Raw genomic sequence first — 22,451 nt, 5'->3', positions numbered from 1 at the left:
ACCGCGAATTGTCACACGCCGTGATCGCCCTCCTCGACCATCTCCGGAACACCTACGGCGTCGGTCCGCGTCCCTGCACGACTCGGTCGGATTCACTCGACACTCGAATGACACTGCTGGACGAAGCCACCGAATCTGCGTTCGCCGCGCTTGCCGACCTCGACCCGGAGCGGCAACGGGCACTCGGTCGCCTCATCGTCGACCTCCAGGACTTGCGCCGGCGAATCCGCACGGAGCATTCCGGACCGGTACATGCGTTCTCGCCCCACGACTTCGCCGGCGCGATCCGTCGTCTTCGCGGAGCCGAGTCGGTCGCCGGTCTCCGCAAACTCATCTGCCGAGAAGTGGCGCACACCGCCCACCTCGACCGAATACTGTTGTCCGAGGTACACAAAGGAACGTGGACAGCGCTCGAACTCTACAGCGCGTCAAGGACGGAGGAGGTACTCCAGTTGCCGCACGCCCTACCCCTAACCTCCGAATCGGCCGAGGGCAGGGCCTGGGAGACACGGTCGGCGGTACTCGCCGGCTCGGGCACCGACGTCGGACCGACGCAGGAGGCTGCGCAGATGCTCGCCTCGAGCTCGTACGTGGTGGCTCCGATCGCCGTGTCGACCGGTGTGATCGGGCTCGTGCACGGAAGCCGCACCACCGGTGAAGCGTTGGACGCGGTGGTACGCGATGTGGTCGGCGAATTCGCGCGAAGTTCCGGAACGCTGTTCGAACGGCTGATGCTCGCCGATCGCCTCAGCGAACAGAAGAACCTGATAATCCAACGATTGCAGCAGGAAGCCAGGGAAGCCGAGCTTCTCGAGCATGCCGATGTGCATTTCGTCGACGAGAACTCCACTCGGTGGGCCGTCGCGTCGGCGGGGGGCTCGAACGAAGACCTGGATATCCCGGCGCTCGGCTCTCTGACTGCTCGTGAACGTGAGGTCTTCGCATTGGTTGTCCGGGGTGCGTCCAACGCCGACATCGCCGAGGAGTTGGTGATCAGCATCTTCACGGTGAAGACACACGTCAAGAAGATTCTCCGAAAACTGGGCGCGATGAATCGGTCCGAAGCCATCTACCGCTACCTCGAGATGACAGGCTCGCGGTAGGCAGCTCGAATCCTTTCGCTGACGGACAGATACGCGGTGGCCGGCGATCTCGAAGTGCACAACTCCTTCGTGGCCTGCCGTCCGAGGCCGGCTCCCGATGAGCCGCCCCGGGCGGCGGTAGCCGATCAGGCGTCGGTAACCGATTCGGCTGCCTGCTTGCGGAGGAGGAACTTCTGGATCTTTCCGGTCGCGGTGGTAGGGAGTTGATCCACAACCACAAGCTTTTCCGGAATCTTCTGCATCATGGCCTTGCGTTCGTTCCGGAGGAAGTCGGCCACCTCCTCCAAAGTCGGCGCGGAGTCGTTGACGACGATGAAGGCGCACACCTTCTCGCCGAGGCGGGCGTCGGGCATCGACACCGCAGCTGCCGCGACGATCCGCGGATGCGCCAAGAGGTGCTCCTCCACCTCCCGTGCCGAAATGTTCATGCCTCCACGGATAATGAGGTCCTTGATTCGTCCCGTGACCCGGAGATAGCCGTCCGCATCGACGCGGCCGAGATCACCGGACGCGAGGAACCCACGGCCGTCGACCGACGCGGCCGTGCGCTCGGAATCACGCCAGTATCCGAGGAAGATGCCCGGTCCTCCGTAGAAGATCTGACCTTCCTCGCCTGCCGGCAGGACGGTCCCCTCTTCGTCGCGGACCTCGAGATCGACGCCGTCGAAGGCCCGCCCGTCGGAGGAGAGCACCCTCTCGACGGGATCGTCGATGCGCACGGCTGTCACCAGGAGTCCCTCACTGCTGCCGTACACCGGAAGGAGGGTGCAATCGGGGAGCGCCGCCTTCCAATTCCGCAGTAGGGTTTCCGGGATCGGGGCCCCGGCGCTCACCCAGAGTCGCATCGAGCTCAGGTCGTGAACTGCGCCGGCCTCGATCGCCCCGAGCCCCATCTGGAGGAACGGCGTCGCGGCCATGCTGACGGTCGTCCTGTACTCCGCGATACGTCGAAGTCCCTCGTTGGGCTCCCACACGTCGAGAAGGTGAATTCCGCTTCCGAGGATCAACGGTGTCGCCACGCCCACGGCGAGCCCGGTCGCATGCGTCACCGGGGAAGGCATGAAGACCACATCGTCGGAATTCAGGCCCATCACCTCACGACCGAGACCGTAAACGGTGAAGGACAGGGTGTTGAACGTGTGCTGGCAACCTTTCGGACGTGATTCCGTCCCGGAGGTGTAGATGATCGCGTGGGCGGCATCGGCCGACGGTGGCGATCCGAGCTCGTCGTTACCGGGCACATGGTTGCCGGCGATCAGCGAATCGAACGAGAGCTCTCCGACGCCTACCGCCCCGCGTACGACGACGACGTGCTCGAGGCCGGGCACTTCCCGACGGACGTCGGTCAACATGTCGGCATAGCGGAACTTGCGAAACTCCTCGGTGACGAAGGAGATCTTGGCACCGGAGTGCTCGAGGACGTAGCGCACCTCGTCATGTCGGTAAACCGGCATCGTCGGCACCAGAACGGCGCCGATCCGGGCCACGGCCACATAGATGACGACGAATTCGTTCCAGTTCGGCAGCTGCACCTGCACCCGGTCGCCAGCGGAGATTCCGAGTCTTCTCAGAGACGCCGCCAGTCGGTACGCCTGTGCGCGAAGTTCGCTGCGGGTGAGCGCTGCATAGCCGTCGGTGACGGCGACGAAACCCGGGTCGACCTCCGCCCAGCGGTCGACGTGTTCGGTCAGGCTCTCGTCACGCCAGTAGCCGTTCGAGCGGAACGCGTGCAGAGTGCTCGCGCTGTAGCGGTCCTCGGGAAGGATTGCCCGTCTGTGCTCCACGACGTCCATGTGCGGATCCTTGCTTTCAGGTGCCCCTCCGCAGGGCGGAAGCGGGCCGAAGTTGTCAGTCGAACCATGATGTCGACCGGGAATGGGGAAGAGAACGATTCGGACGCGATCTCAGCCTCGAGGGGGAAGAAGTTGCCCCGATGGGATGAGAGGCCGGGAGTGGCGCAAACGCGCCCTACCCCCAGCGGCGTGGTTGATGGTGAAACAGGGTCGGGTCTTCGCTTCGGAGGTAATTTTCAGGCCGCGGATATCCCCCCGTTGACGCTGATCGCCTGTCCGGTGAGCCGCCGTGCGGCGGGGGAGGCGAGGAAGACCGCGAGTGCTGCCAGGTCCTCGGATTCGGGGACGCCGAGGTGGGCCTGCTGGGCGGCCTTGGCGAACAGTTTGGCGCTGAATCCGTCGGAGGTGATCCGCTCGGTCGAGCCGGTTCCGGCGACCAGTGACGGGGTCAGGACGTTGACTCGGATCCCGTTGCGCTTGGCTTCGATAGCCAGGGTTCGGGTGAACATGACGATCGCCGCCTTGGCTGCTCCGATGACCGCTTCGCCGGGCGTGGCGGTCTTCGCGGCATCCGAGGCGACGTTGATGATCACCCCGGACTTCCTTGCCGACATGTGCGGAACGATTTCGCTCGCAAGGTACATGCACGGCAGTGCGAGTTGGTTGAAGATGCGTGCGATGTCGTCGGTGGGGATGTTCGCGAAGAGTTCCGGCCGGGTGTCGGCGGCTGTCGTGGAGACCAGGATGTCGACGCCGTCCAGGACCCGTTCGGCCTCGGACGCGATGTGCGCGGCGCCGTCGACGGTGGTCGCATCGGCGGACAGGAAGGTCACGTCGCACGACGAGTTGGCGGACGAGATACGTTCTCGGGCAGCAGCTCCACGTTCCGATCCGCGACCGACGATCATGATCCGCGGTACCCCGGACTGGGCGAGACCCACGGCGGTCGCCAGGCCGATTCCGGCTGTGCCTCCCACGACCAGGGCGCTGCTGTCCTTCAGTTCCTTCGGTGCTGCAATGTCAGGCGTGCTCATTCGTGTATTCCGTTCGGGAGTGGTGGGTCAGAGAGATACCGTGCCGCGGGCGAAGATGTCCTTGGCGATGACGCGCTTCTGGATCTCGGCCGTGCCGTCGGCGACGAGGTAGGCGGTGACGTCGCGGTATCTCTGCTGCAGAGGTGATTCGGTCGAGTAACCGAGGTTTCCGTGGACCCGCATGGCGAACTCGATCGCGTTCTTGGCCACGACGGGCGGCCACCACTTGCTCATCGACGCGAGGGCGGTGTGCGGTTGAGCGGTTTCCCGCAGCCACAGCGCCCGATAGCAGATCCAGCGGGCACCCTCGAGGTAGGTGGCGTGTTCTGCGAATTGGAATGCGAGGCCTTGGTGTTCGGAGAGAGGATGCCCGAAGGTTTCCCGATGCCGGGCGTAGTCGGCGGCCTCCTCGAGGCTCTGCTTCGCGGCTCCGAGACACATCAGCCCGAGGGCGGCACGGCTGAAGTCGAAATGCTCCATGACCGAGTGGAAGCCTTTGCCGAGTTCGCCGACGAGATGCGATTCGGGGACGAAGACGTCGGACAGGTGGATGCTTCCCCAGCCCAGCGGGAGGCAACCCATGCCCGGCATGTGGCTGACGGTGACTCCGTCCGCGTCGAGCGGGACGACGAAGCAGCTGACGCCCCGCGCCCGCTCCGATCCGGGCTCGCGGGCATAGACGAGTGCCGCGGTGGCGTTCATCGCCCACGAGATCGCGGTCTTCTCACCGGTCAGGCGCCACCCGCCCGCCACGGCGGTGGCGGTGGTGCGAAGGGCGCTCGCGTCGGATCCGGACCCCGGCTCGGTCAAGGCTATGGCGACGGTCTGTTCGCCGCGAATCAGTGGTGGAAGGTAACGCTCCTGGACCTCGTCCCGGCACAGCGCCAGCTGGGAGGCGACCAGACCGATCTGTACGGGAGCCGATGCCATGTTCACGTCGCCGTATGCGAGAGTCTCGGTGGCGATTCCGAGCAGAATCGGATCTTCGGTGCCGGTCCCGCCGTACTGCTCGGGTAGCCCGATGCCCAGTAGGCCGATGTCGCCGAGTCTCTTCAGGATGTCGAAGGGAAAGTCCGTCGATGCTGCTCGGTCGCGGTAGCCGGGGAGGAGAACGCGGTCGCTGAACGCTGTCAGCGTCTTTCGGAACTCCTCGTGCTCGTCGGTGAATGCGAAGGAAACCATCGGAGAGTGCTCCTGTGCGTGATTCGATCGGGGGTGATCACGGCGAGGGAAGCGTTGACGCGCAATGTGAAGGCGGGTGGACCTGTTCCCTGCCGGGAAAGAACTCTAGATTTGAATAGTAGGTCGATAGAGTTGTTCTGGCAAGGGGTGTGGGGCGGGAGCCGGAGAAGCGCGGCACACGACTGCTACTGCCGCGAAAGGTTCAGTCGCTCAGTGGCCGGTCTCGATGTCGCCGACGGCGCGGCGGACGAGCTGCAGGTGTGCGATCAGGGATTCCAGTGTCTCGGTGTCGACCGAGGCGAGACCGAACCGGGCGCCGGCGAGTCGATCGTTCGCTTCCTCGACCACGTCCATGCCGGCTGGGGTGAGAGTGGCGAGAACGGTCCGGCGATCCGTCGCATGAGCGTGGCGTTCGACGAGGCCGGCCTTTTCGAGTTGGTCGACGGCCATCGATACCGTGGTGGGATGGACCATGAGGTACTTGCTCAGCTTTCCGAGCGGGCGGGTTCGGTCCTCGGAGAGTTGCAGCGACGTCAGAATGAGGTAGGCGTTGCGTGACAATCGGAGCGAGCGCAGTTCCTGATCCATGGCGCGGACGATCCACTGGTGCGTACGCAGTAGGGCCATCGTAGTGGCGAATTCCAGTTCGCCCGAATCCCGCCGTTCCGTCCACTCGGCGCGCATCCAGTCGATCACGTCGCGGCTGTCGTCGGCAGGGGCCGGCCGTTCACTCGCCACTGCGCGTCCTCTCGTCGTCGCCGAATCGCGTCTCGGACCGACAGCCGGTCGTATCGGGATTCGATGATAGCGACATGGGCATGGACTGCCGGCGTGCGAACGGCTCTCAGCTGTTCGAGAGAACGATCTTCCCGAACCCGCTTCCCTGTTCGAGGTGCTTGTGTGCGGCGGCCGCTTCGGCGAGAGGGAACACCGCGCTGATGGGCAGTGGGGGAACGGTTTCGGCGTCCAGCAGACGTAACAGGCCCCTGAAGTCGTGCGGGCTGCCCATCGTGGTCCCGATCAGTTCGTACTGCCCGAAGTAGAACGGGCGGACGTCGAGGGTGGCGCGTTCGCTGCGTGATGCCCCCAGCACGACCAATCGACCACCCGGCCGCAATGCTGCGACGGACTGTTCCCACGTCCCGACGGAATCCAGGACGAGATCGAAGCCCCGGCCGCGGGGTGAGAGTCGGCGCGCGGCGTCCGGCCATGCCGGGTCGGTGTACAACACGCCGTTCGTCGCACCGAGCTCTTGCGCCTGCGCGATCTTGGAGGTGGACGAGGAGGTGACGGTGACGCGCGCACCCACGGCGGCCGCGAGCATCACGGCCATGGTCGCGACGCCGCCACCGGCGCCGAGAACCAGGATGTTTTCGCCGGCGCGGAGTCGGCCGCGTGTGAACAGGGCGCGGTACGTGGTGAGTCCGACCAGGGGCAGTGCAGCGGCCTGCTCCCAGGTGAGGTTGCGGGGCTTGGGAGCGACGCAGTCCTTCGGGACTCGGACCAACTCGGCGTAGGTGCCGCGCTGGTGATCCCCGAGGATCTCCCACTGCGCCCCTGGGGCCGCTTCACGATCGCCCCACCACAGCGACGGGAGCACGAGGACGTCCTCGCCGGTGTCCGTGCGGATACCCGCGCCGTCCGCGCCGAGAATGTGGGGCAGGGGTGACGAGTATTTGCCCTGTCGCACCAGGACGTCGTGCCAATTGAGTGCGGCGGCCTTCAGTCGGACGGTGACCCACCCCGGGCCGGTTGTCGGATCGGGGACCGACTGCCACCTCAAGACATCGGGTCCCCCGAACTCCTGCATCACCACGGCGTCCATAAAGATCCTTTCGGTCGTACCATTTGCACGATACTGCACACCCCTGCGTTGTGGCGACGGGCAGGCCGCGCTCCTCACCGGCGCCGATCCGAGGGACGAGCCGGTGGGCGCCGTCGGGATCGGTTCGTTCCGGCCTCACCCCCGCTGGCTACGAGGATCTCCACAGCGGTCGTCGGTGTCGCTTGCGGTCGATCTCGGTCAGGCCGCCCCAGATGCCGTACTGCTCGAAGTGGGCCAGTGCATGCTGTCGACATCGGAGAAGCACGGGGCATGGCTGACACACGCGCTTCGCCTCGGTTTCGCGCAGCGCTCGTTCGTGACCGGATTCGTTCTCCGGTCCGAAGAACAGCGAGGGGTCCGCATCCCGGCAGCGGCCGTCCCGCTGCCAGTCCGCGACGGCGACGACGACCGAGGCTGTCATGAGCACTCCCTGGGGCTGTTGCGGGTCGGAAGGGGTGTCCTCCGCCGGTCAGTGGACCGCACTGCAGGTGATGGTGGCGGTGGTGCACGTCTTTCCGGCTGTGGTGCGACTGGAGACCTCGACGATCCCGAGGCTGCGACCCCGGTGCGCAACCTTCGGCGCGAAGGTGACGGGTTCGTCCGACGGACACGGGCGCAGATACGAGATGTGGATCGAGGTGGTGCGGAACTCCGCGTCGGTGGGTAGCGCGGCCGAACCCGTGATCTCGGAGGCGCACAGGAGCACACCGCCGTGGATGTTGCCCATCGGATTCGCGAGCGTCGGAGACGGGCCGAACTCGATCCCATTGGCCCCCCGCGCGTGCTCTGCCCCCAGCAGGTCGATGATCGAGTGGGCACGGAGTCGAGAGTCCAGGTCGTCGGGGGAGACCACGGGTGCGCCCGGTGGGTCGGTGAGCGGCACGGTCTGAAGGCGGGTGGACCCGCACGCAATCAGACGGCCGTGCGCGTCGACGACCCGACCACCGGCCAGCCCCGTCTGCGCCCCTCGACCGAGAACCCAGCTCTCGGCGCGGAGAACCGATCCGTCGACCGGTGGGTCCGCTACGAAGTCGAGATGGATTTCGGTGCTCACGGCCCAGAATCCTTCGGGGGTCATTCCATTGACGAGATGTCCCATCACGTCGTCCATCGCGACACCGAGAGTTCCTCGGCACGGTCGTCCGAGTTCGTCGGCAAGCCATGGCCCCGTGACCATTTCGGTGTACCCGTTGGTGTCGTCCCCGGTCACGTCGGCGACTCGAAACAGTCTTTCGGCGCCGGTGGAAAAGAATCGGAGCGCGGTGGGGTTGTCGGTGGTCATGGCTCTCCTGACGGACGTGCGGTGTCGCCGAGTGCGGGAACGCGCCCGAGGGCCTGACCGCCGGAGAGTGGTCTCCGGCGGTCAGGCCCGTCGGGGTGGGAAGCTCAGACGCCGCGTTGAGCCTTGGCGGTCTCGCTTGCGGCCTTACTGCGTTCGCGTGCGGCGGCCCAGTCCGCGTCGGTCATGGAGGTCAGACCGGCGAAAGTGCCGGGGCCGGCGAGCATCTGGCCGCCGTCCATGGCGATGGTCTGGCCGGTGAGGTAGTCGCAGGCGTCGGACAGCAGGAAGATCGTCAGGTTGGCAAGTTCCTCGATGGTGCCCATCCGCCCCATCGGGACCTGGTCGGCCTGAGTGGCGCCGACCGCGCTCTTGTCGGTGGGGTTGAGCATCTCCCAGGCATAGTCGGTGGGGATCGGACCCGGGGCCATAGCGTTGAGGCGGATTCCGTAACGCGCCCATTCGACCGCGAGGGACATCGTCATCGAATGCACGGCCGCCTTGGCCATCGCGGAGGGGACGACGAACGCCGAGCCGCTCCACACCCAGGTGGTCAGCGTGGACAGGACCACGCCTTTGGTGCCGCCCTCGATCCAGCGGCGACCGGCGGCGTGGGTGGTGTTGAACGACCCGTTCATCACGGTGGAGGTGACGGCCTCGAAGGCTCGCGGGCTGAGTGATTCGGTGGGGGCGATGAAGTTGGCGGCGGCGTTGTTGATCACGCCGGTGAGCGGGCCGTGCAGGGTCCAGATCTCGTCCATCGCCGACGACACCAGGTCGGCGTTGCGGACGTCGACGGTCTGCCAGTGGACCGAGCCGGGTCGCGAGACGGACGCCTCGGTGGCGGCTTCTTCGAGGACGGCGGGCCGGCGACCCCAGAGGTGGACGTCGGCGCCGTGGTCGACCAGGTGGCGGGCGACGCCGCGACCGAGGCCGGTTCCGCCGCCGGTGATGAGGATTCGCTTGCCGGCGAGAGCCTCGGACGTGAACGGGGAGGTGGTCATGCCAGGGGTCCTATCGGTCGGGGGATCGGGAATCACAGTCCCAGGCTCTTGCTGATGATTTCGCGCTGGATCTCGTTGGTGCCGCCGTAGATCGTCGGTGCGAGGGATCGACGCACCTGCTCCTCCATCCCGTATTCGCGGGTGTAGCCGTAGCCGCCCATCATCTGCATGGCTTCGAGGGTGGTCTTCTTCGCGATCTCGGTGCACTTGAGCTTGGCTATCGAGCCCTCACGGTTGAGATTGTCCTCCTCACCGGCGTCGATGCGTTCGGCGACCTCGTAGACGAAGGACTTCGCGAAGGCGATCTCGGTGGCGAGGTCGGCGATGCGGTGACGGATCGCCTGGAAACTGCCGACCTTGCGACCGAACTGCTCGCGTTCGGTGACGAACGCGATGACGTCGTCGAGCGCGCGTTCGGCCGCACCGAGCGACATCGTGGCGATGATGAGCCGCTCGACGCTCAGGCCGCGCATGAGGTGGCGCCACGCCTGGTTCGGAGTGCCGACCACTGCGGTGACCGGGACGGCCACGTCGGTGAAGTAGAGGTCGTTGCAGGTGCGGGCCTCCATGGTGGCAATACCGTGGATCTCGAGGCCCGGAGTATCGGTGGGCACCATGAACAGGGTCAGACCCTCGTGCTTGGAACCGGAGGAGTCGGTGCGGGCGAGCAGCAGGACGTGCTCGGCGACGTGGGCTGCGGAGATCCACGTCTTCTGGCCGTTGATCACGTAATGGTCGTCGACGAGTTCGGCCTTGATGCGGACGCCGCCGAGGTCGGATCCCGCCCCGGGCTCGCTCAGGGCGATCGCCTCGAGCTTGCCCGCGGCCATATTCGAGACGATCGTGCGCTTCTGCTCCTCGGTCCCGTAGCGCAGGTACGTCTGGGCGGCGGTCAGGCCGGTCGAGTAACCGGTGATGGGGGCGAGGCCGCGAGAGGTCTCCTCAAGGAAGATGCACTCCTCGATCATCCCGGCGCCGCCACCGCCGAATTCCTCGGGCAACGACACCGCGAGCCAGCCGAGCCCCGCAAACTTGTCGAGGATGACCTGGCTGTTGGCCACGGTGCCGTCCGCGGTGAGAGCATCGCGTTGTTGAAGAGTTTTGCACTCGGCGTCGCAGAACTCGCGGACCGCGAGTGCAAACTCCTGTTGTTCTCGGCTGAAGCGCATGTCGACAACTGCTCTCTGTGAAGGACCGGGGAGGACGACAGAATCGGGAAGGTAGGTCACCGGGCGGCGGGACGGTGGTGTCCCGCCGCCCGGGAGCTGGGGGCGGTCAGGCGCCGCGGAACTTCGAGAAGTCGGGCTTGCGCTTCTCGTTGAACGCGCTGATGCCCTCGAGTGCCTCGGCGGACTCACCGAACAGCTTGAGCGTGGAGTAGGCCATGTTGCCCTGGGCGATGAAGTGCTCGGTGTCGGCGTTGAGCGACTGCTTGAGCACCTTGAGCGAGGTGGGGGAGAGCTGCAGGATCTCGTCGGCCCACGCCCGGACCTCGGCGCGGAGCTGGTCGGCGGGCACGACCTTGTTGACCAGACCCCATTCCAGGGCCTGCTGGGCGCTGTAGCGGCGGCACATGAACCAGATCTCCCGCGCCCGCTTCTCGCCGATGGCGCGGGCCAGGTAACCGGTGCCCAGGCCGGCGTCGAAGGATCCGACCCGCGGGCCGTTCTGTCCGAAGATGGCGTGCTCGGCGGCAATGGACATGTCGCACAGCAGGTGCAGCACGTGTCCGCCGCCCACGGCGACACCGTTGACGGCGGCGATGACGGGCTTCGGGGTGTCCCGGATGACACGGTGCAGGGCCTCGACCTCGAACAGGCCGCTGTCGGACGGGCCGTAGTCACCGGTCTCCATGCGCTGCTTCTGGTCGCCGCCCGAGCAGAAGGCCTTCTCGCCGGCGCCGGTGAGTGCGACGGCGCCGACCTCCGAGCTGCCCCAAGCCGCCTTGAAGGCCTTGACGAGCTCGTCGACCGTGCGGGCGCGGAAGGCGTTGTAGCGATCCGGCCGGTTGATCGTGATCCAGGCGAGCCCGTTGTCGACCTCGTACGTCACGTCCGTGAATGCGGTGAAATCAGTCATCGACCTGCTGGTCCCTTCCTGCTCTGGTGGCTCGCCGTCGCCGCGAGAACAGGTCGCGGGGACGGGGTCGTCGGGTTTGGTCCGACCGTATGACAAATGTATCCGCGTTAACGATCGTTTTCAAGGGGTGGGTTGCGAGCTGCGGCCCGAGGCCGAGGGGGGAACCGCGCAGTATGCCCACGGCTGAACCGGGGCGGAGGACGATCCCGGTCGAATCCTCGCGGGAGTTACCTGCAGGAATCGACATTCGCGACCGGTTCGAGGTGCGTCGCGGGGGACCGACCGACCGTAGGGTTCGCTCGTCGCTGTGCTCCCGACCGGGCGCGTTCCGCCATGCCCTCATCCACGGAGAATGAACTTCATGGAATTCGACGTCACGACACTGCACGCCCGCTACGCGGATCAGCGTTGGAATCGGATGGCCGTGGGCGACCTGCTCGACCGGCGGGTCTGGCCGCCGGCGAACGCGTTCTGCTCTACTACGCGAACTCCGTCGAGGCTGTGGTGACGATGTTCGGTATCGCCAAGGCCGGTCTCGTCGTGGTGCCGGTCATCGACCGGCTCGATTCCGCCGCGACCTGATCCCCATCACTCCGCACAGCGGCGCCGGCCAGCCGACCTCCTCGGTGGCCGCGAGTTCCCGATCGACTGCCTCCGCGACGTCCGGGGCGAACGGAACGACGCGCCGGGTGGTGAGGTCGACATGGGGTGCGACGACCTCGAGTGTGTTCGCCAGCGCCTCGGCCGTGTCGTCGACGGGCAGGGCTATGCCGTGGATGATCTTGTCGGAGCGTTCGACGACCCGGAAGTAGGCCGAGATTCGGTGGCCGACGTGCACTTCCGCGTAGTACTTCAGGTGATGCTCCGCGGTGAAGAAGCCCTGCCTGCGTGTGGCCCGGTAGTCGTCGGTGAGACCGATCCTGCGGAACGCGGTGTCGATCGCTTCGGCACCCAGATCCAGGTAGTGCCGGATGTTCATGTGACCGTTGGCGTCCTCGAAGTCCGGCGGGACGACGAACGGGCCGTACTCGCGAGGAAGACGAACGACCTGGTCGTAGGTGGGCAGGGTGACGGTGGCGGTCATCGGTCTCCTGACGGGTGCATCCTGACGGCGGTCGGTTGCCGGCGCGTCCATGCCTTCGAGGCGCGACCGTCGGCATGCGCCGTCCCTGTCGCTCGGCCCGCGTCGCACGGCCGGAAGCGTTCCCGCAGTATAACGATCGTTCACACATCGTGCTAAACTCGGCGAGTGGACAGGAGCCGGAAGATTCTTGACATCGCCGCAGAACTGTTCTACGAAAAGGGATTCCACGGAACGAGCGTTGACGAGCTGGGTGCTCGTGCGGGACTCACCGGGCCGGCGATCTACCGGCACTTCTCCGGCAAGGACGAAATCCTGGCCACCCTGTTCGACGAGGCGATGGACGAGCTGATCCGCGCCGCGGAGCCCATGGACGAGGACGCCGACAGCGACTTCGAGCGTCTGGTCCGCCATCATGTCGAGTTCGCGATCCGGCACCGACACCTGGTCAATGTGACCCAGCGTGAAGACCGGTCACTCGTGGACCCCTGGCGCCGCAAGGTCAATCGCCGGCGCAAGCTCTATGTCGGCTGTTGGGAAACCGCGGTGGCCCGGTGTCTCCCCCGGGCGACACCGGCGGAGGTCGCCGTGGCGACCCAGACCTGCCTGGGCACGATCTTCTCGATCGCCTACTGGCCGACCAAGGTCAGCCGCACCCCCGGGCTGGCCGACCTGATCGTCCGTCTCACGAACGAGGGGCTCGACGCCTTCCGTGGCTGACCACCGTCGCTGCCCGACTCCCTGGGGCCGATGCTCGTCGGCGATCGGCGCGGTGGTCGGCGAGGTGGTTCCGCCGCCGAACGATCACGTTGTCACGGCGCTCGTATCTTTGTCGTCCAGGTCGGCTTCACCGACGAACTGCGCTGCGAGGCGGTGTGTGCGGAGTCGGATCCCGAGGTGCGGCGATCAGCTCTCGACGAGCAGCTTCCGCACGGCGGCGGCGTGCTCGACGGATGCCTCCATCGAGGTTGCGGCGGGGATGAGCGTGATGCTGTCCGCTCCTGCGTCGACGAACGGGCGCAGCCACTCGGCGACCTGTTCGGGCGTGCCGGCCGGTGCCAGGTGCCGGAACTTGTCCCGGGGAAGGTGGTAGAGGGCCTGCATCTGCTCGCCCACCAGGCGGTCGGCCGTGGCGGCGTCGTCGTCGAGTCCGCACCACACGTTGACTCCGAAGGTGCTCAGCGTGCGGTTCTCGCGGGCGGCAGCGTCGAGAATCGCGGTGCGTGTCTCGCCGAATCGGCGGGGCGTCGAAAAGATGGCGAGCCATCCGTCGCCGTACTTCGCGGTTCGACGGATCGCGGCGTCGCCTCGGCCGCCGATGACGATCGGCACGGTCGGTTGGGGCGCGGGCAGGATCCGGGCACGGTCGAGGGTGAAGAACTCTCCGGTGTGGGTGACCTCTTCGCCGGACAACAATGCCCGGAGAACCTCGAGTGTTTCGTCCAAGCGGCGACCCCGGGTGCGTGGGTCCACTCCGGAGTTGGAGATCTCCGATCGGTCCTCGCCGCCGACTCCCGCGCCGAGGATCAACCGCCCTGGGGCGAGCTGCGCGATGGTCGAGATCTGTCGAGCTGCGAGCATCGGATGCCGCAACCCAAGCAGGTAGACGCCGATGACGACGGAGAGCGTGTCGTGGGCTGCGAGCACCGAGGTGGCGGAGACCGTCCCGTCGAAGCCGGTACCGCCGTGGAAACTGATGTGATCCCCGACCGTGATGTGGTCCAACCCGGCATCGGCGACGGACGCGAGCAGTCGTCGCCGGGCGAGCGGGTCGGGAACCAGTATGGAATCTGTGATCGACAAACCGACTTGGACGGTCACGCGACCCCCTTCCGAAGTATTGGACTGACCATAGGTCCGAAATCGTCGAGTGGCAAGAGGGCGCCTCGCGGGTGTCGATCGACGTGTCGATCCCCGGCTCGGCATCAGCGCGGTTCGACAGGAGCAAGCACTGCGTGCCGACCGATCGCCGTTCCCGACGCTGCGGCCGAACTTGTCCGCCCCTCCGGCATCCGCACATGGCCTGGCGTGGGCCGATTCCGAAGATGCGAGCAAGTCCGCGCGCCCCCTATTGCCTCACGTCAAGATGCGCGCGAGGTGCGCTTCGTTGACTCATTCAAGGATGCGCGCCTGGAGGAGGGCTCGACGATGGGGGTACGCCCCGGGCCGGCCTTGGCGGTGGTGAGCGTGAGCAGCTCGGCGGTCAGGGCCTGAATCTGCCGCTGGATCGCTGCCGGGTTGAGCGTGACGTAGGTGCCGGCGAGGATCGCCTTGTCCTCGGCGGTGACGGCATCGTGCCGCTCGACGCGACGATGCGGAGTGGTCGCGGTGTCGTACTTCTTGGTCACCTTCGCCCCGTCACGTACCTTCGATATCAGCTTCTGCTGCGGGCAGAAGAAGTTCGACAGACTCGATTGAAGAACCCAAATACCGTTGAGCACCAACAACTCTGCCGATGTGTCGTAGCGGTGGTAGCCGACCACGGTCCGTACAATCGCCCAGTTCTTCTGCTCGACGTGCGCGCCGTCGTTGGAGTTGCCGGGCCGGGACCGGGTGAAGGTGATCTGCCGCTGCGCGCACCAGGCGAGCAGGTGATGGTTGATGAACTCGCTGCCGTTGTCGGAGTCGACCCCGCGGATCGGGAACGGCAGGATGCCGGCGATCTCCTCGAGGGCGGCGAGCACCCACTTGCGCGCCTTGTTCGGCACGCTCCGGTTCTCCGTCCACCCGGTGGCGATGTCGGTGACCGTCAACGTGTAGGCATGGTCGCCGACCGCGTTGCCGCCCTCGTGCCCGACCAGGTCGATCTTGCGCGTTCCCGGGCACGGCGTCGCCCCACTGCGCCCACGTGCGGATCGGGATCTGCGACTCGAGCACCCGACCCCGGCTTGGTGTGCGCTCTGCCTTTCGGATCGAGCCTTCGCCGGTCCTCGGCAAGCCGGCGGTCGATGGTCGCCGCCGACATCGACACCAACAACTCTGCGGTGGCGTCGTCGATGCTCAACTCGCCGAACCGACGCAGGATCGGCACCAGGTCCGGCAGCACCGCCGCGAGGCGCTTGCCCGCCGGCGCACCGAGCACCGCCCAGCAGAACCGCAGCGCCGCAATCACGTCGGAGCCGTACTTCGGTGATCTCGGGGTGCGTCGCCTGACCGCGGTGGGCCGCAACGCCTGCATCAACGCCTTGCGGGCGTGATTGCGGTGCCAGCCGGTCGTGGCACACAACTCGTCGAGGATGACACCCTTGGTGGCCTTGTCGGCCCGGGCGTACCGCGTCGCGATCGTCTTGGTCACGGCCTTGCGTTGACTCATCGACAGCCCCATCGTCCGGGCCTACCGCCCGGCCCAGGCCGGACACGGCAGGCGCACCGTACGCGCGCATTCTCATTTGAGGCAACGACTACCTCTACGCGCGCATTTTGGATGAGTCAACGCGCGCCCTTGACACCCTCCGTGCCCCGCCCTCAAACTGACAACGTGCGTAGTCAAACTGAGCTCGTGCCGCTCGGGCCCGACAACCTGACGTGGAAGTACTTCGGCGGCTGGCGCGGAATGGTGTTCGGGCCGTGGGCCGGATCGATGCAGAACATGCACCCCGGTCTCGGCGCGGCCGTGGAGGAGCACTCCCAGTTCTTCGACGAGCGCTGGGAACGCCTGTACCGCTCGCTGTACCCCATCTACGGGGTCGTCTTCGACGGGCCGCGCGCCCCGGAGACCGCCACGCGGGTGCGCGGCTACCACGACACGATCAAGGGGATCGACAAGCAGGGCCGGCGCTACCACGCCCTCGACCCCGACACGTTCTACTGGGCGCACTCGACGTTCTTCTACAGCCTCGTCGTCTCGATCGAATGGTTCGACGGCCCGCTCCCGCTCGCCGACAAGCACCGGCTGTTCGACGAGCACGTGCAGTGGTACCGGCTCTACGGGATGTCGATGCGGCCCGTCCCCGACAGCTGGGAGGACTTCCTGCGCTACTGGGACCGCATGTGCCGCGAGGTGCTCGAGGACAACAAGGCGACCCGCGACGTGCTCGACCTCTCGCACCTGGGCCGGCCGCCGTTCCTGCGGTGGATGCCCGCGAGCGTATGGGCGGTGCTGCGGCCGCCGGTGACCCACGGGTTCCTCTGGCTGACGATCGGCCTGTACGATCCGGCGGTGCGCGACCTGCTCGGGTATACCTTCTCACGCCGGGAGCAGCGCCTGCACCGCCTCGTCGGCCGATCGATCGGGCTGGGGGAGAAGCTCGTTCCCCGGCGCTACCGCTACCATCCGCGCGCTCGCGCCGGCTGGGACCGGGCCCGGGGCCGCGTCCCGGCGGACGCACCCGTCGTGCACACCCCCGACCGCAACCTGCCGCCGGCGCACCGGTTGGACAGCCCCATGCACTACACGGGGACACACGAGACCGTGGGCAGTGCCCGGCACTGACCCGCAGCGCCCGACATCCCCGCTCGGTCTGGTGCTCGGCGCCCCGATCACCCTCGTCCTGCGGTCGGTGTCCCCGGCGCGCGGCCGCACGATCGGCCGCGTACTGCGCTCCTCGCCCGTGCACCTCGTCGCGAATCCCTTCGTCGCCCTGGCCCTCAACGTCGGCGGTCTGGCGGTTCTGTACTTCTCGCCGCTCTACGTCGCGACCACCCGGAACGAGTTGCTGCACGTGCTCGTCCACGTCCACTTCCTGCTCGCCGGCTGCCTGTTCGCGTGGGTCGTCGCCGGCCCGGATCCCGCCCCGCGCCGTCCCTCCGTGCCGGTGCGGCTCGTGGTGCTCGGTCTCGCGATCACCGCGCACGCCGTCATCTTTCAGGTGATGTACGCGGAACTGTTCGTCCAGGTTCCGGTTCCCGCGGCGCAGCTGCGGGGAGCCGGCGAGCTCATGTACTACGGCGGGGACATCGCTGAACTGCTCCTCGCCGTCGCGCTGCTGTTCACGTGGCGTCCTCGGCCGGTTCGTGACGAGACGGCACGCGCCGTCGATCCTGACGGACGTCAGCCCTTGCCGACCCGGTCGGTCCTCTCCGTGCGCGCGCCCTCGGCGCGAAGATTCAGCACCCGCCACAACTGATTTGGTAAAGTGCAAGTAATGCACCAATGGCACGCGCTCGACACCACCGCAACGCTGGATCGTCTGGGCACCTCGCCGACCGGGCTGAGCTCGGACGAAGCGGAGCGGCGGCTGACCGAGCACGGTCCGAACGAGCTGCCGCGTCCCCCGTCGGACCGCTGGTGGTGGCGGCTGCTACGGCAGTTCCACAACGTCCTGCTCTACGTGATGCTCGGCGCCGCGGTCATCACCGCGTTCCTGCAGCACTGGATCGACACGGCGGTGCTGCTCGCCGCCGTCGTGATCAATGCGCTCCTCGGATTTGTGCAGGAGGGGCGGGCCGAATCGGCGCTCGACTCGATCCGGGCGATGCTCGCACCCCGCGCCCGCGTGCACCGGGACGGACGGATCGTCGATCTCCCCGCGGCCGACCTGGTGCCCGGCGACGTCGTCCGGCTCGTCTCCGGAGACCGGGTGCCCGCCGACCTGCGGTTGATCCGCGTGCGCGAACTCCGAGTCGACGAGGCGGCCCTGACCGGGGAATCCGTCCCGGTGGACAAGACGTCCCGCCCGGTGCACGCGGACAGCGAACTCGGGGACCGCCGGTCGGCCGCCTACGCCGGAACCGTTGCCGTGTTCGGGCAGGGTGACGGCGTGGTCACCGCCACCGGTGTCCACACCGAACTCGGCCGCATCAATGCCCTCCTCGCCGGAATCCCGAAGACCACGACGCCGCTGCTGCGGCAGATCGGCCGGTTCGCCCGGTGGCTGGCCGTGGTCATCCTGGTCGTCGCTGCGGCGACGTTCGTACTCGGAATCGCGTGGCGCGGCGAATCCCCGGCGCAGATGTTCACCCTCGTCGTCGCGCTCGCCGCCTCGGCCATCCCCGAGGGGCTGCCGGCGATCATGACGGTCACCCTCTCGCTCGGGGTGCAGCGGATGGCCCGGCGCAACGCGGTGATCCGGCGACTACCGGCGGTCGAGACGCTCGGTTCGGTCACCGTGATCTGCTCCGACAAGACCGGCACGCTCACCCGCAACGAGATGACCGTGCAGAAGGTGTTGTGCGCGCACCACCGCATCGACGTCGGCGGGATCGGCTACGCCCCGGTCGGGGCGCTGACCGCCGGCGAAGGCACCGTCGCGGATCGGGCATCCGTCCCCCCGCTGGATCTGGCCGTGCGGGCCGGTGTGCTGTGCAACGACGCGCGCCTGCTCGACGTGGACGGGGCATGGCAGATCGAGGGCGACCCCACCGAGGCGGCGCTGCTCGTACTCGGACGCAAGGCGGGGCTGACTCAGCAGGACGCCGAGCACGCCTGGCCGCGTCTGGACGTCGTGCCCTTCGAATCCGAACACCGATTCATGGCCACCCTGCACCGCGCCGACGACGATGTGCACGAGCGGATCTTCCTCAAGGGCGCGCCGGAGAAGGTGCTCGCGGCGTGCACCCATCAGCTCGAGAAGGACGGCTCGCGGACCGTCGTCGACACGGCCTACTGGAGCACCCGCGCGACGGAGACCGCCACGCAGGGACTGCGCGTGCTGGCCCTGGCCTACCGGGACCGCGACGCCGTCGGTGCCACCCTCGACTTCGAGGACGCCGAGCACGACTTCACCCTGCTCGCGCTTGTCGGGATCATCGACCCGCCCCGCGAGGAAGCCGTCGTCGCGGTCCGCGAATGCCACCGGGCGGGCATCACGGTCAAGATGATCACCGGCGATCACGCCGACACGGCCGCTGAGATCGGCACCCAGATGGGACTGGGCATCGGCTCGCGGCCCGTCACCGGCGCCGAGATCGAAGCACTCGACGAACCTGCGCTGCGGCGCGTGGTCGCCGACACCGACGTGTTCGCCCGGGCCAGCCCCGAACACAAGTTGCGCCTGGTGCGGGCACTGCAGGAGAACGGCCACGTGGTGGCGATGACCGGCGACGGCGTCAACGACGCCCCGGCCCTCACCCGCGCCGACGTCGGTGTGGCGATGGGTGCCGGCGGCACCGAGGCCGCCAAGGAAGCCGCCGACATGGTGCTGGCGGACGACAACTTCGCGACGATCGCCGCGGCGGTGCGCGAGGGTCGCGGCGTCTACGACAACCTCAAGAAGTTCGTGCTGTTCATGCTGCCCACCAACGGCGGCGAAGCACTCGTGGTGATCGCCGCGATCCTGTTCCAGCTGACGCTGCCGCTCACCCCGGCCCAGGTGCTGTGGATCAACCTGGCCACGGTCAGCACCCTGGGCCTGGCACTCGCGTTCGAACCGACCGAGGCGTCCGTGATGCGCAGGCTGCCGCGTCCGCCCACCGAGTCGCTGTTGTCGGCGTTCTTCGTGTGGCGCGTGGCGATGGTGTCGGTGCTCATGATGGCCGGCGCGCTGGGGCTGTTCCTGTGGGAGCTGGAAGCGGGTACGACTGTGGAGGTGGCCCGCACGATCGCGGTCAACGCGATCGTCGTGGCCGAGATGTTCTACCTGATCAACAGCCGCCGCATCGAGGGCTCGGTCCTGAACCGGGAGGGGCTGTTCGGCAACCGCTACGTGCTGGGTGCGATCACCGCCTGCATCGGGCTGCAGCTGCTCTACACCTACACGTCGTTCTTCCAGACCGTGTTCGGCTCCGCGGGACTGACGCTCGTGGAGTGGGCGAAGGTGCTCGGCGTCGGGCTGACGGTCTTCTTCGTCGCCGAGGCGGAGAAGTGGGTGGTCCGCCGCATCCGTGCCCGACGTGCCGAGTCGTGAGCACGATGGACACGTCCCCTCTTCGGCACATCCTGGTCGCCACCGACCTGTCCGACGGCGCGGCCGACGCGGTGCGCCGCGCTGCACAACTCGCCCGCGAGCACCACGCGCAGCTCACCGCCGTGCAGGTCGTGCCGTCCCCGGCCGCACCGGAAACAACGCGGCGCGCGCACACTCTCCTGACGGACCATCTGCGCCGCTGCGGCGGGGACATCGAGGGCGTGGTCCGGGCCGGTGAGGTCGCCTCCACCGTCGGCGCCCTCGCCCGGGAACGCGACACCGACCTGCTGGTCGTCGGCGCGCACGGAGCCCGCCGGCTCGCCGGAGCGTTGCCGGGCAGCACCGCCGAACGTCTCGTCGGCACCAGCACCGCGCCCGTACTGGTGGTCAAGAATCCACCGGCCGGCCCCTACCGGACCGTCCTCCTGGCCGTCGACACCTCTCGTGCCGCCACCTCGGCCGCCCACACCGCCGCAGCCTGGACCCCCGAGGCCGACCACGTTCTCGTACACGTGTCCGTCGTGATGGGCGAACAACTCATGCGACTGCACGGCGCCGACGACGCCGCGCTGGCGCAGCTGCGGCACGTCAGCACCGAACAGATCCGCCTCCACCTCGACGAACTCGCCGCGACCCTGATCCCCGAGCCCGCCGACACCCGCATCGAATCCGGCCATGCGCCCTCGATGATTCCGGAGATCGGAGCCGAGCATCGCGCCGAGCTGATCGTCGTCGGAACCGGGGAGCGTTCCGCCCTCGAATACGCAGTGCTCGGCAGCGTCGCCCAGCACGTGCTGCGACACGCCACCACGGACGTCCTGGTGGTGCCGGACACCGGTGCTCGCGCCAGGTGATCGGGCCCCGTCCGTAGCGTTGGCGCCCAATGTTCCGGCAAGCGTGCACTTCTCGTGCCACCGCCCGGCGTGTCGTCACGAGAAGTGCACGCTCGGGCGCGGGGGGCGCGCCCAGCCTCACACAGACGCGAGCACCTCGTCGAACAGTGCGGCGTAGCGTTCCTGTGCGGCGCGGCGCCGCGTGGGCACGTGCTCGGTGGGAATCCGGTCGGCCGGCGCCTCGTAGTCACGCAGGATCAGCTTGGCGACGGTGTCGCGGTGCACCTCGTCCGGGCCGTCGTAGAGCCGCGCGGCGCGCGCCGCGCGGTACATGAAGTCGAGCGGCAGGTCGGAGCTGTAGCCGAGGGAGCCGTGGGTCTGCACGGCCCGGTCGATGATGTCGTGGAGGATCTTCGCGCCGAAGTACTTGATCATGGCGATCTCCTTGCGGGCCGCCTTGGTGCCCTGGGTGTCGATCACCCAGGCGGCCTGCAGCGTCATCAGCCGCAGCGCCTGCATCTCGGCGGCGGAGTCGGCGATCCAGTTGCGCACGGTCTGCTTCTCGCCGAGGACGCTGCCGTGCGCGAAGCGGTAGGTGGCGCGTTCGCACATCATGTCGAAGGCGCGGTTGGCCTGGCCGATCCACCGCATGCAGTGGTGAATGCGGCCGGGGCCGAGCCGCTTCTGGGCGATGAGGAAGCCGTCGCCGGGATTGCCGAGCAGCGCGTCGGCACCGACCCGCACGTCGCGCAGGGTCACCTCGCAGTGCGAGCCGTAGGTGTTCTCGCGCGGCGACGGGTTCTCCATCGAGGCGATGTCGCGCACCACGTCCAGGCCGGGGGTGTCGATGGGGACGATGAACTGTGAGGCGCGGCGGTGTCGCTCGGCGTCGGGATCGGTGACTGCGACGACGATGACGAAGTCGGCGGTCGAGGCGTTGCTGATGAACCACTTGTCGCCGCTCAGCACCCAGTCGTCGCCGTCGCGGACGGCGGTGGTCTGCAGGTTGGTCGGGTCGGCGCCGGCGTTGTCCGGTTCGGTCAGGGCGAAGGCCGAGTACTTCTCACCGGCGAGCAGCGGGTCGAGCCAGCGGCGCTTCTGGTCGTCGGTGCCGACCGCGGCGAGGATCTCCGCATTGCCGGAATCCGGTGCCTGGCAGCCGAACACGATCGGACCGAGGGGTGACGAACCGAGGATCTCGTGCATCAGACCGAGCTTGACCTGGCCGTAGCCCTGTCCGCCGAGTTCGGGGTCGAGGTGCGCGGCCCACAGCTGCTGCGCCTTGACCTTCTGCTGCAGCGGCGCAATCGCGGTGAGCAGTTGCGGCCAGGTCAGCTCGAGGGTTTCGAGCGGACGGATCTCCTCGCGCACGAAGGCGGTCATCCAGTCCAGCTTCTGCTGGAATTCGGGTTCGGTGGAGAAATCCCATGCCATGTGTGTCTACCTCCGGGGTC

The 22,451-nt window shown here is 67.5% G+C and carries 20 protein-coding genes and 1 pseudogene; 7 read left to right on the top strand and 14 right to left on the bottom strand.

Going from position 1 to position 22,451, the window contains the following annotated elements; all coding sequences use genetic code 11:
• Positions 1-107 precede the first annotated feature (107 nt).
• Positions 108-1,103 (top strand): helix-turn-helix transcriptional regulator, encoded by a 996-nt coding sequence (locus tag ACWPQI_RS19750; protein ID WP_234574738.1) that lies wholly within the window; start codon positions 108-110, stop codon positions 1,101-1,103.
• Positions 1,104-1,228: 125 nt separating this feature from the next.
• Here the strand turns inward: ACWPQI_RS19750 and ACWPQI_RS19745 are convergent, their stop codons facing one another.
• The 10 genes from ACWPQI_RS19745 to ACWPQI_RS19700 all read right to left on the bottom strand — a co-directional run bounded on the left by ACWPQI_RS19745 (position 1,229) and on the right by ACWPQI_RS19700 (position 11,299).
• On the bottom strand, positions 1,229-2,896 hold the full coding sequence (locus ACWPQI_RS19745) for an AMP-binding protein (RefSeq protein WP_010593356.1): 1,668 nt from the start codon (positions 2,894-2,896) through the stop codon (positions 1,229-1,231).
• Positions 2,897-3,132: 236 nt separating this feature from the next.
• A complete protein-coding gene (locus ACWPQI_RS19740) occupies positions 3,133-3,930 on the bottom strand; it encodes an SDR family NAD(P)-dependent oxidoreductase (RefSeq protein WP_010593355.1) in 798 nt (265 codons plus the stop codon).
• 27 nt (positions 3,931-3,957) lie between these two features.
• Positions 3,958-5,112: an acyl-CoA dehydrogenase family protein gene (locus ACWPQI_RS19735; RefSeq protein WP_064065744.1), complete on the bottom strand. Its 1,155-nt coding sequence runs from the start codon at positions 5,110-5,112 to the stop codon at positions 3,958-3,960.
• A 210-nt stretch (positions 5,113-5,322) separates the two neighbouring features.
• A complete protein-coding gene (locus ACWPQI_RS19730) occupies positions 5,323-5,850 on the bottom strand; it encodes a MarR family winged helix-turn-helix transcriptional regulator (RefSeq protein ID WP_010593353.1) in 528 nt (175 codons plus the stop codon).
• A gap of 106 nt (positions 5,851-5,956) precedes the next feature.
• Positions 5,957-6,937, bottom strand: coding sequence for a quinone oxidoreductase family protein (locus ACWPQI_RS19725; protein WP_010593352.1), 981 nt, complete (start codon positions 6,935-6,937; stop codon positions 5,957-5,959).
• Positions 6,938-7,085: 148 nt separating this feature from the next.
• Positions 7,086-7,358, bottom strand: coding sequence for a WhiB family transcriptional regulator (locus ACWPQI_RS19720; RefSeq protein ID WP_010593351.1), 273 nt, complete (start codon positions 7,356-7,358; stop codon positions 7,086-7,088).
• A 48-nt stretch (positions 7,359-7,406) separates the two neighbouring features.
• Entirely contained in the window at positions 7,407-8,219 is an 813-nt protein-coding gene (locus ACWPQI_RS19715) for a PaaI family thioesterase (protein ID WP_010593350.1), read from the bottom strand.
• Positions 8,220-8,323: 104 nt separating this feature from the next.
• Complete coding sequence (locus ACWPQI_RS19710) at positions 8,324-9,220, bottom strand: SDR family oxidoreductase (RefSeq protein ID WP_010593349.1); 897 nt, start codon at positions 9,218-9,220, stop codon at positions 8,324-8,326.
• A gap of 32 nt (positions 9,221-9,252) precedes the next feature.
• Positions 9,253-10,389: an acyl-CoA dehydrogenase family protein gene (locus ACWPQI_RS19705; protein WP_474738458.1), complete on the bottom strand. Its 1,137-nt coding sequence runs from the start codon at positions 10,387-10,389 to the stop codon at positions 9,253-9,255.
• 106 nt (positions 10,390-10,495) lie between these two features.
• Positions 10,496-11,299, bottom strand: a complete 804-nt coding sequence (locus tag ACWPQI_RS19700) for an enoyl-CoA hydratase-related protein (RefSeq protein ID WP_010593347.1) — start codon at positions 11,297-11,299, stop codon at positions 10,496-10,498.
• 408 nt (positions 11,300-11,707) lie between these two features.
• On the opposite strand from ACWPQI_RS19700, the gene ACWPQI_RS19695 reads away from it, so the two are divergent.
• Positions 11,708-11,881, top strand: a complete 174-nt coding sequence (locus tag ACWPQI_RS19695) for an AMP-binding protein (protein ID WP_202637488.1) — start codon at positions 11,708-11,710, stop codon at positions 11,879-11,881.
• Here ACWPQI_RS19695 and ACWPQI_RS19690 read toward each other — a convergent pair.
• Positions 11,850-12,383, bottom strand: coding sequence for a thioesterase family protein (locus ACWPQI_RS19690; protein ID WP_474738457.1), 534 nt, complete (start codon positions 12,381-12,383; stop codon positions 11,850-11,852). The genes ACWPQI_RS19695 and ACWPQI_RS19690 overlap by 32 nt on opposite strands.
• Before the next feature lie 165 nt (positions 12,384-12,548).
• On the opposite strand from ACWPQI_RS19690, the gene ACWPQI_RS19685 reads away from it, so the two are divergent.
• Positions 12,549-13,100, top strand: coding sequence for a TetR/AcrR family transcriptional regulator (locus ACWPQI_RS19685; protein ID WP_010593345.1), 552 nt, complete (start codon positions 12,549-12,551; stop codon positions 13,098-13,100).
• A gap of 186 nt (positions 13,101-13,286) precedes the next feature.
• Here ACWPQI_RS19685 and ACWPQI_RS19680 read toward each other — a convergent pair whose 3' ends face one another.
• Together ACWPQI_RS19680 and ACWPQI_RS19675 are read right to left on the bottom strand one after the other, a co-directional pair.
• The gene (locus ACWPQI_RS19680) at positions 13,287-14,201 is read right to left on the bottom strand and encodes an LLM class flavin-dependent oxidoreductase (protein WP_010593344.1); all 915 of its coding nucleotides are present in this window, start codon (positions 14,199-14,201) and stop codon (positions 13,287-13,289) included.
• A 260-nt stretch (positions 14,202-14,461) separates the two neighbouring features.
• A pseudogene (locus tag ACWPQI_RS19675) lies at positions 14,462-15,705 on the bottom strand (integrase catalytic domain-containing protein).
• Between the two features lie 228 nt (positions 15,706-15,933).
• Here ACWPQI_RS19675 and ACWPQI_RS19670 point away from each other — a divergent pair.
• Genes ACWPQI_RS19670 through ACWPQI_RS19655 form a run of 4 tightly spaced genes read left to right on the top strand, consistent with a single transcriptional unit; the run spans position 15,934 to position 21,018 of the window.
• Positions 15,934-16,812 (top strand): oxygenase MpaB family protein, encoded by an 879-nt coding sequence (locus tag ACWPQI_RS19670; RefSeq protein ID WP_235593916.1) that lies wholly within the window; start codon positions 15,934-15,936, stop codon positions 16,810-16,812.
• Positions 16,799-17,446, top strand: coding sequence for a cytochrome c oxidase assembly protein (locus ACWPQI_RS19665; protein ID WP_017679948.1), 648 nt, complete (start codon positions 16,799-16,801; stop codon positions 17,444-17,446). Before ACWPQI_RS19670 ends, ACWPQI_RS19665 begins: the two co-directional genes overlap by 14 nt.
• Positions 17,447-17,464: 18 nt before the next feature.
• Positions 17,465-20,164: a cation-transporting P-type ATPase gene (locus tag ACWPQI_RS19660; protein WP_474738456.1), complete on the top strand. Its 2,700-nt coding sequence runs from the start codon at positions 17,465-17,467 to the stop codon at positions 20,162-20,164.
• Between the two features lie 5 nt (positions 20,165-20,169).
• On the top strand, positions 20,170-21,018 hold the full coding sequence (locus ACWPQI_RS19655; RefSeq protein ID WP_225223195.1) for a universal stress protein: 849 nt from the start codon (positions 20,170-20,172) through the stop codon (positions 21,016-21,018).
• A gap of 117 nt (positions 21,019-21,135) precedes the next feature.
• On the opposite strand, the gene ACWPQI_RS19650 is transcribed toward ACWPQI_RS19655, so the two are convergent.
• Positions 21,136-22,431: an acyl-CoA dehydrogenase family protein gene (locus ACWPQI_RS19650; RefSeq protein WP_474738455.1), complete on the bottom strand. Its 1,296-nt coding sequence runs from the start codon at positions 22,429-22,431 to the stop codon at positions 21,136-21,138.
• Positions 22,432-22,451 lie beyond the last annotated feature (20 nt).

It is taken from the genome of Rhodococcus sp. LMD (assembly GCF_056108245.1).
Note: the sequence above shows the minus strand (reverse complement) of the source record. Positions and strands in the feature narration are given on the sequence as shown.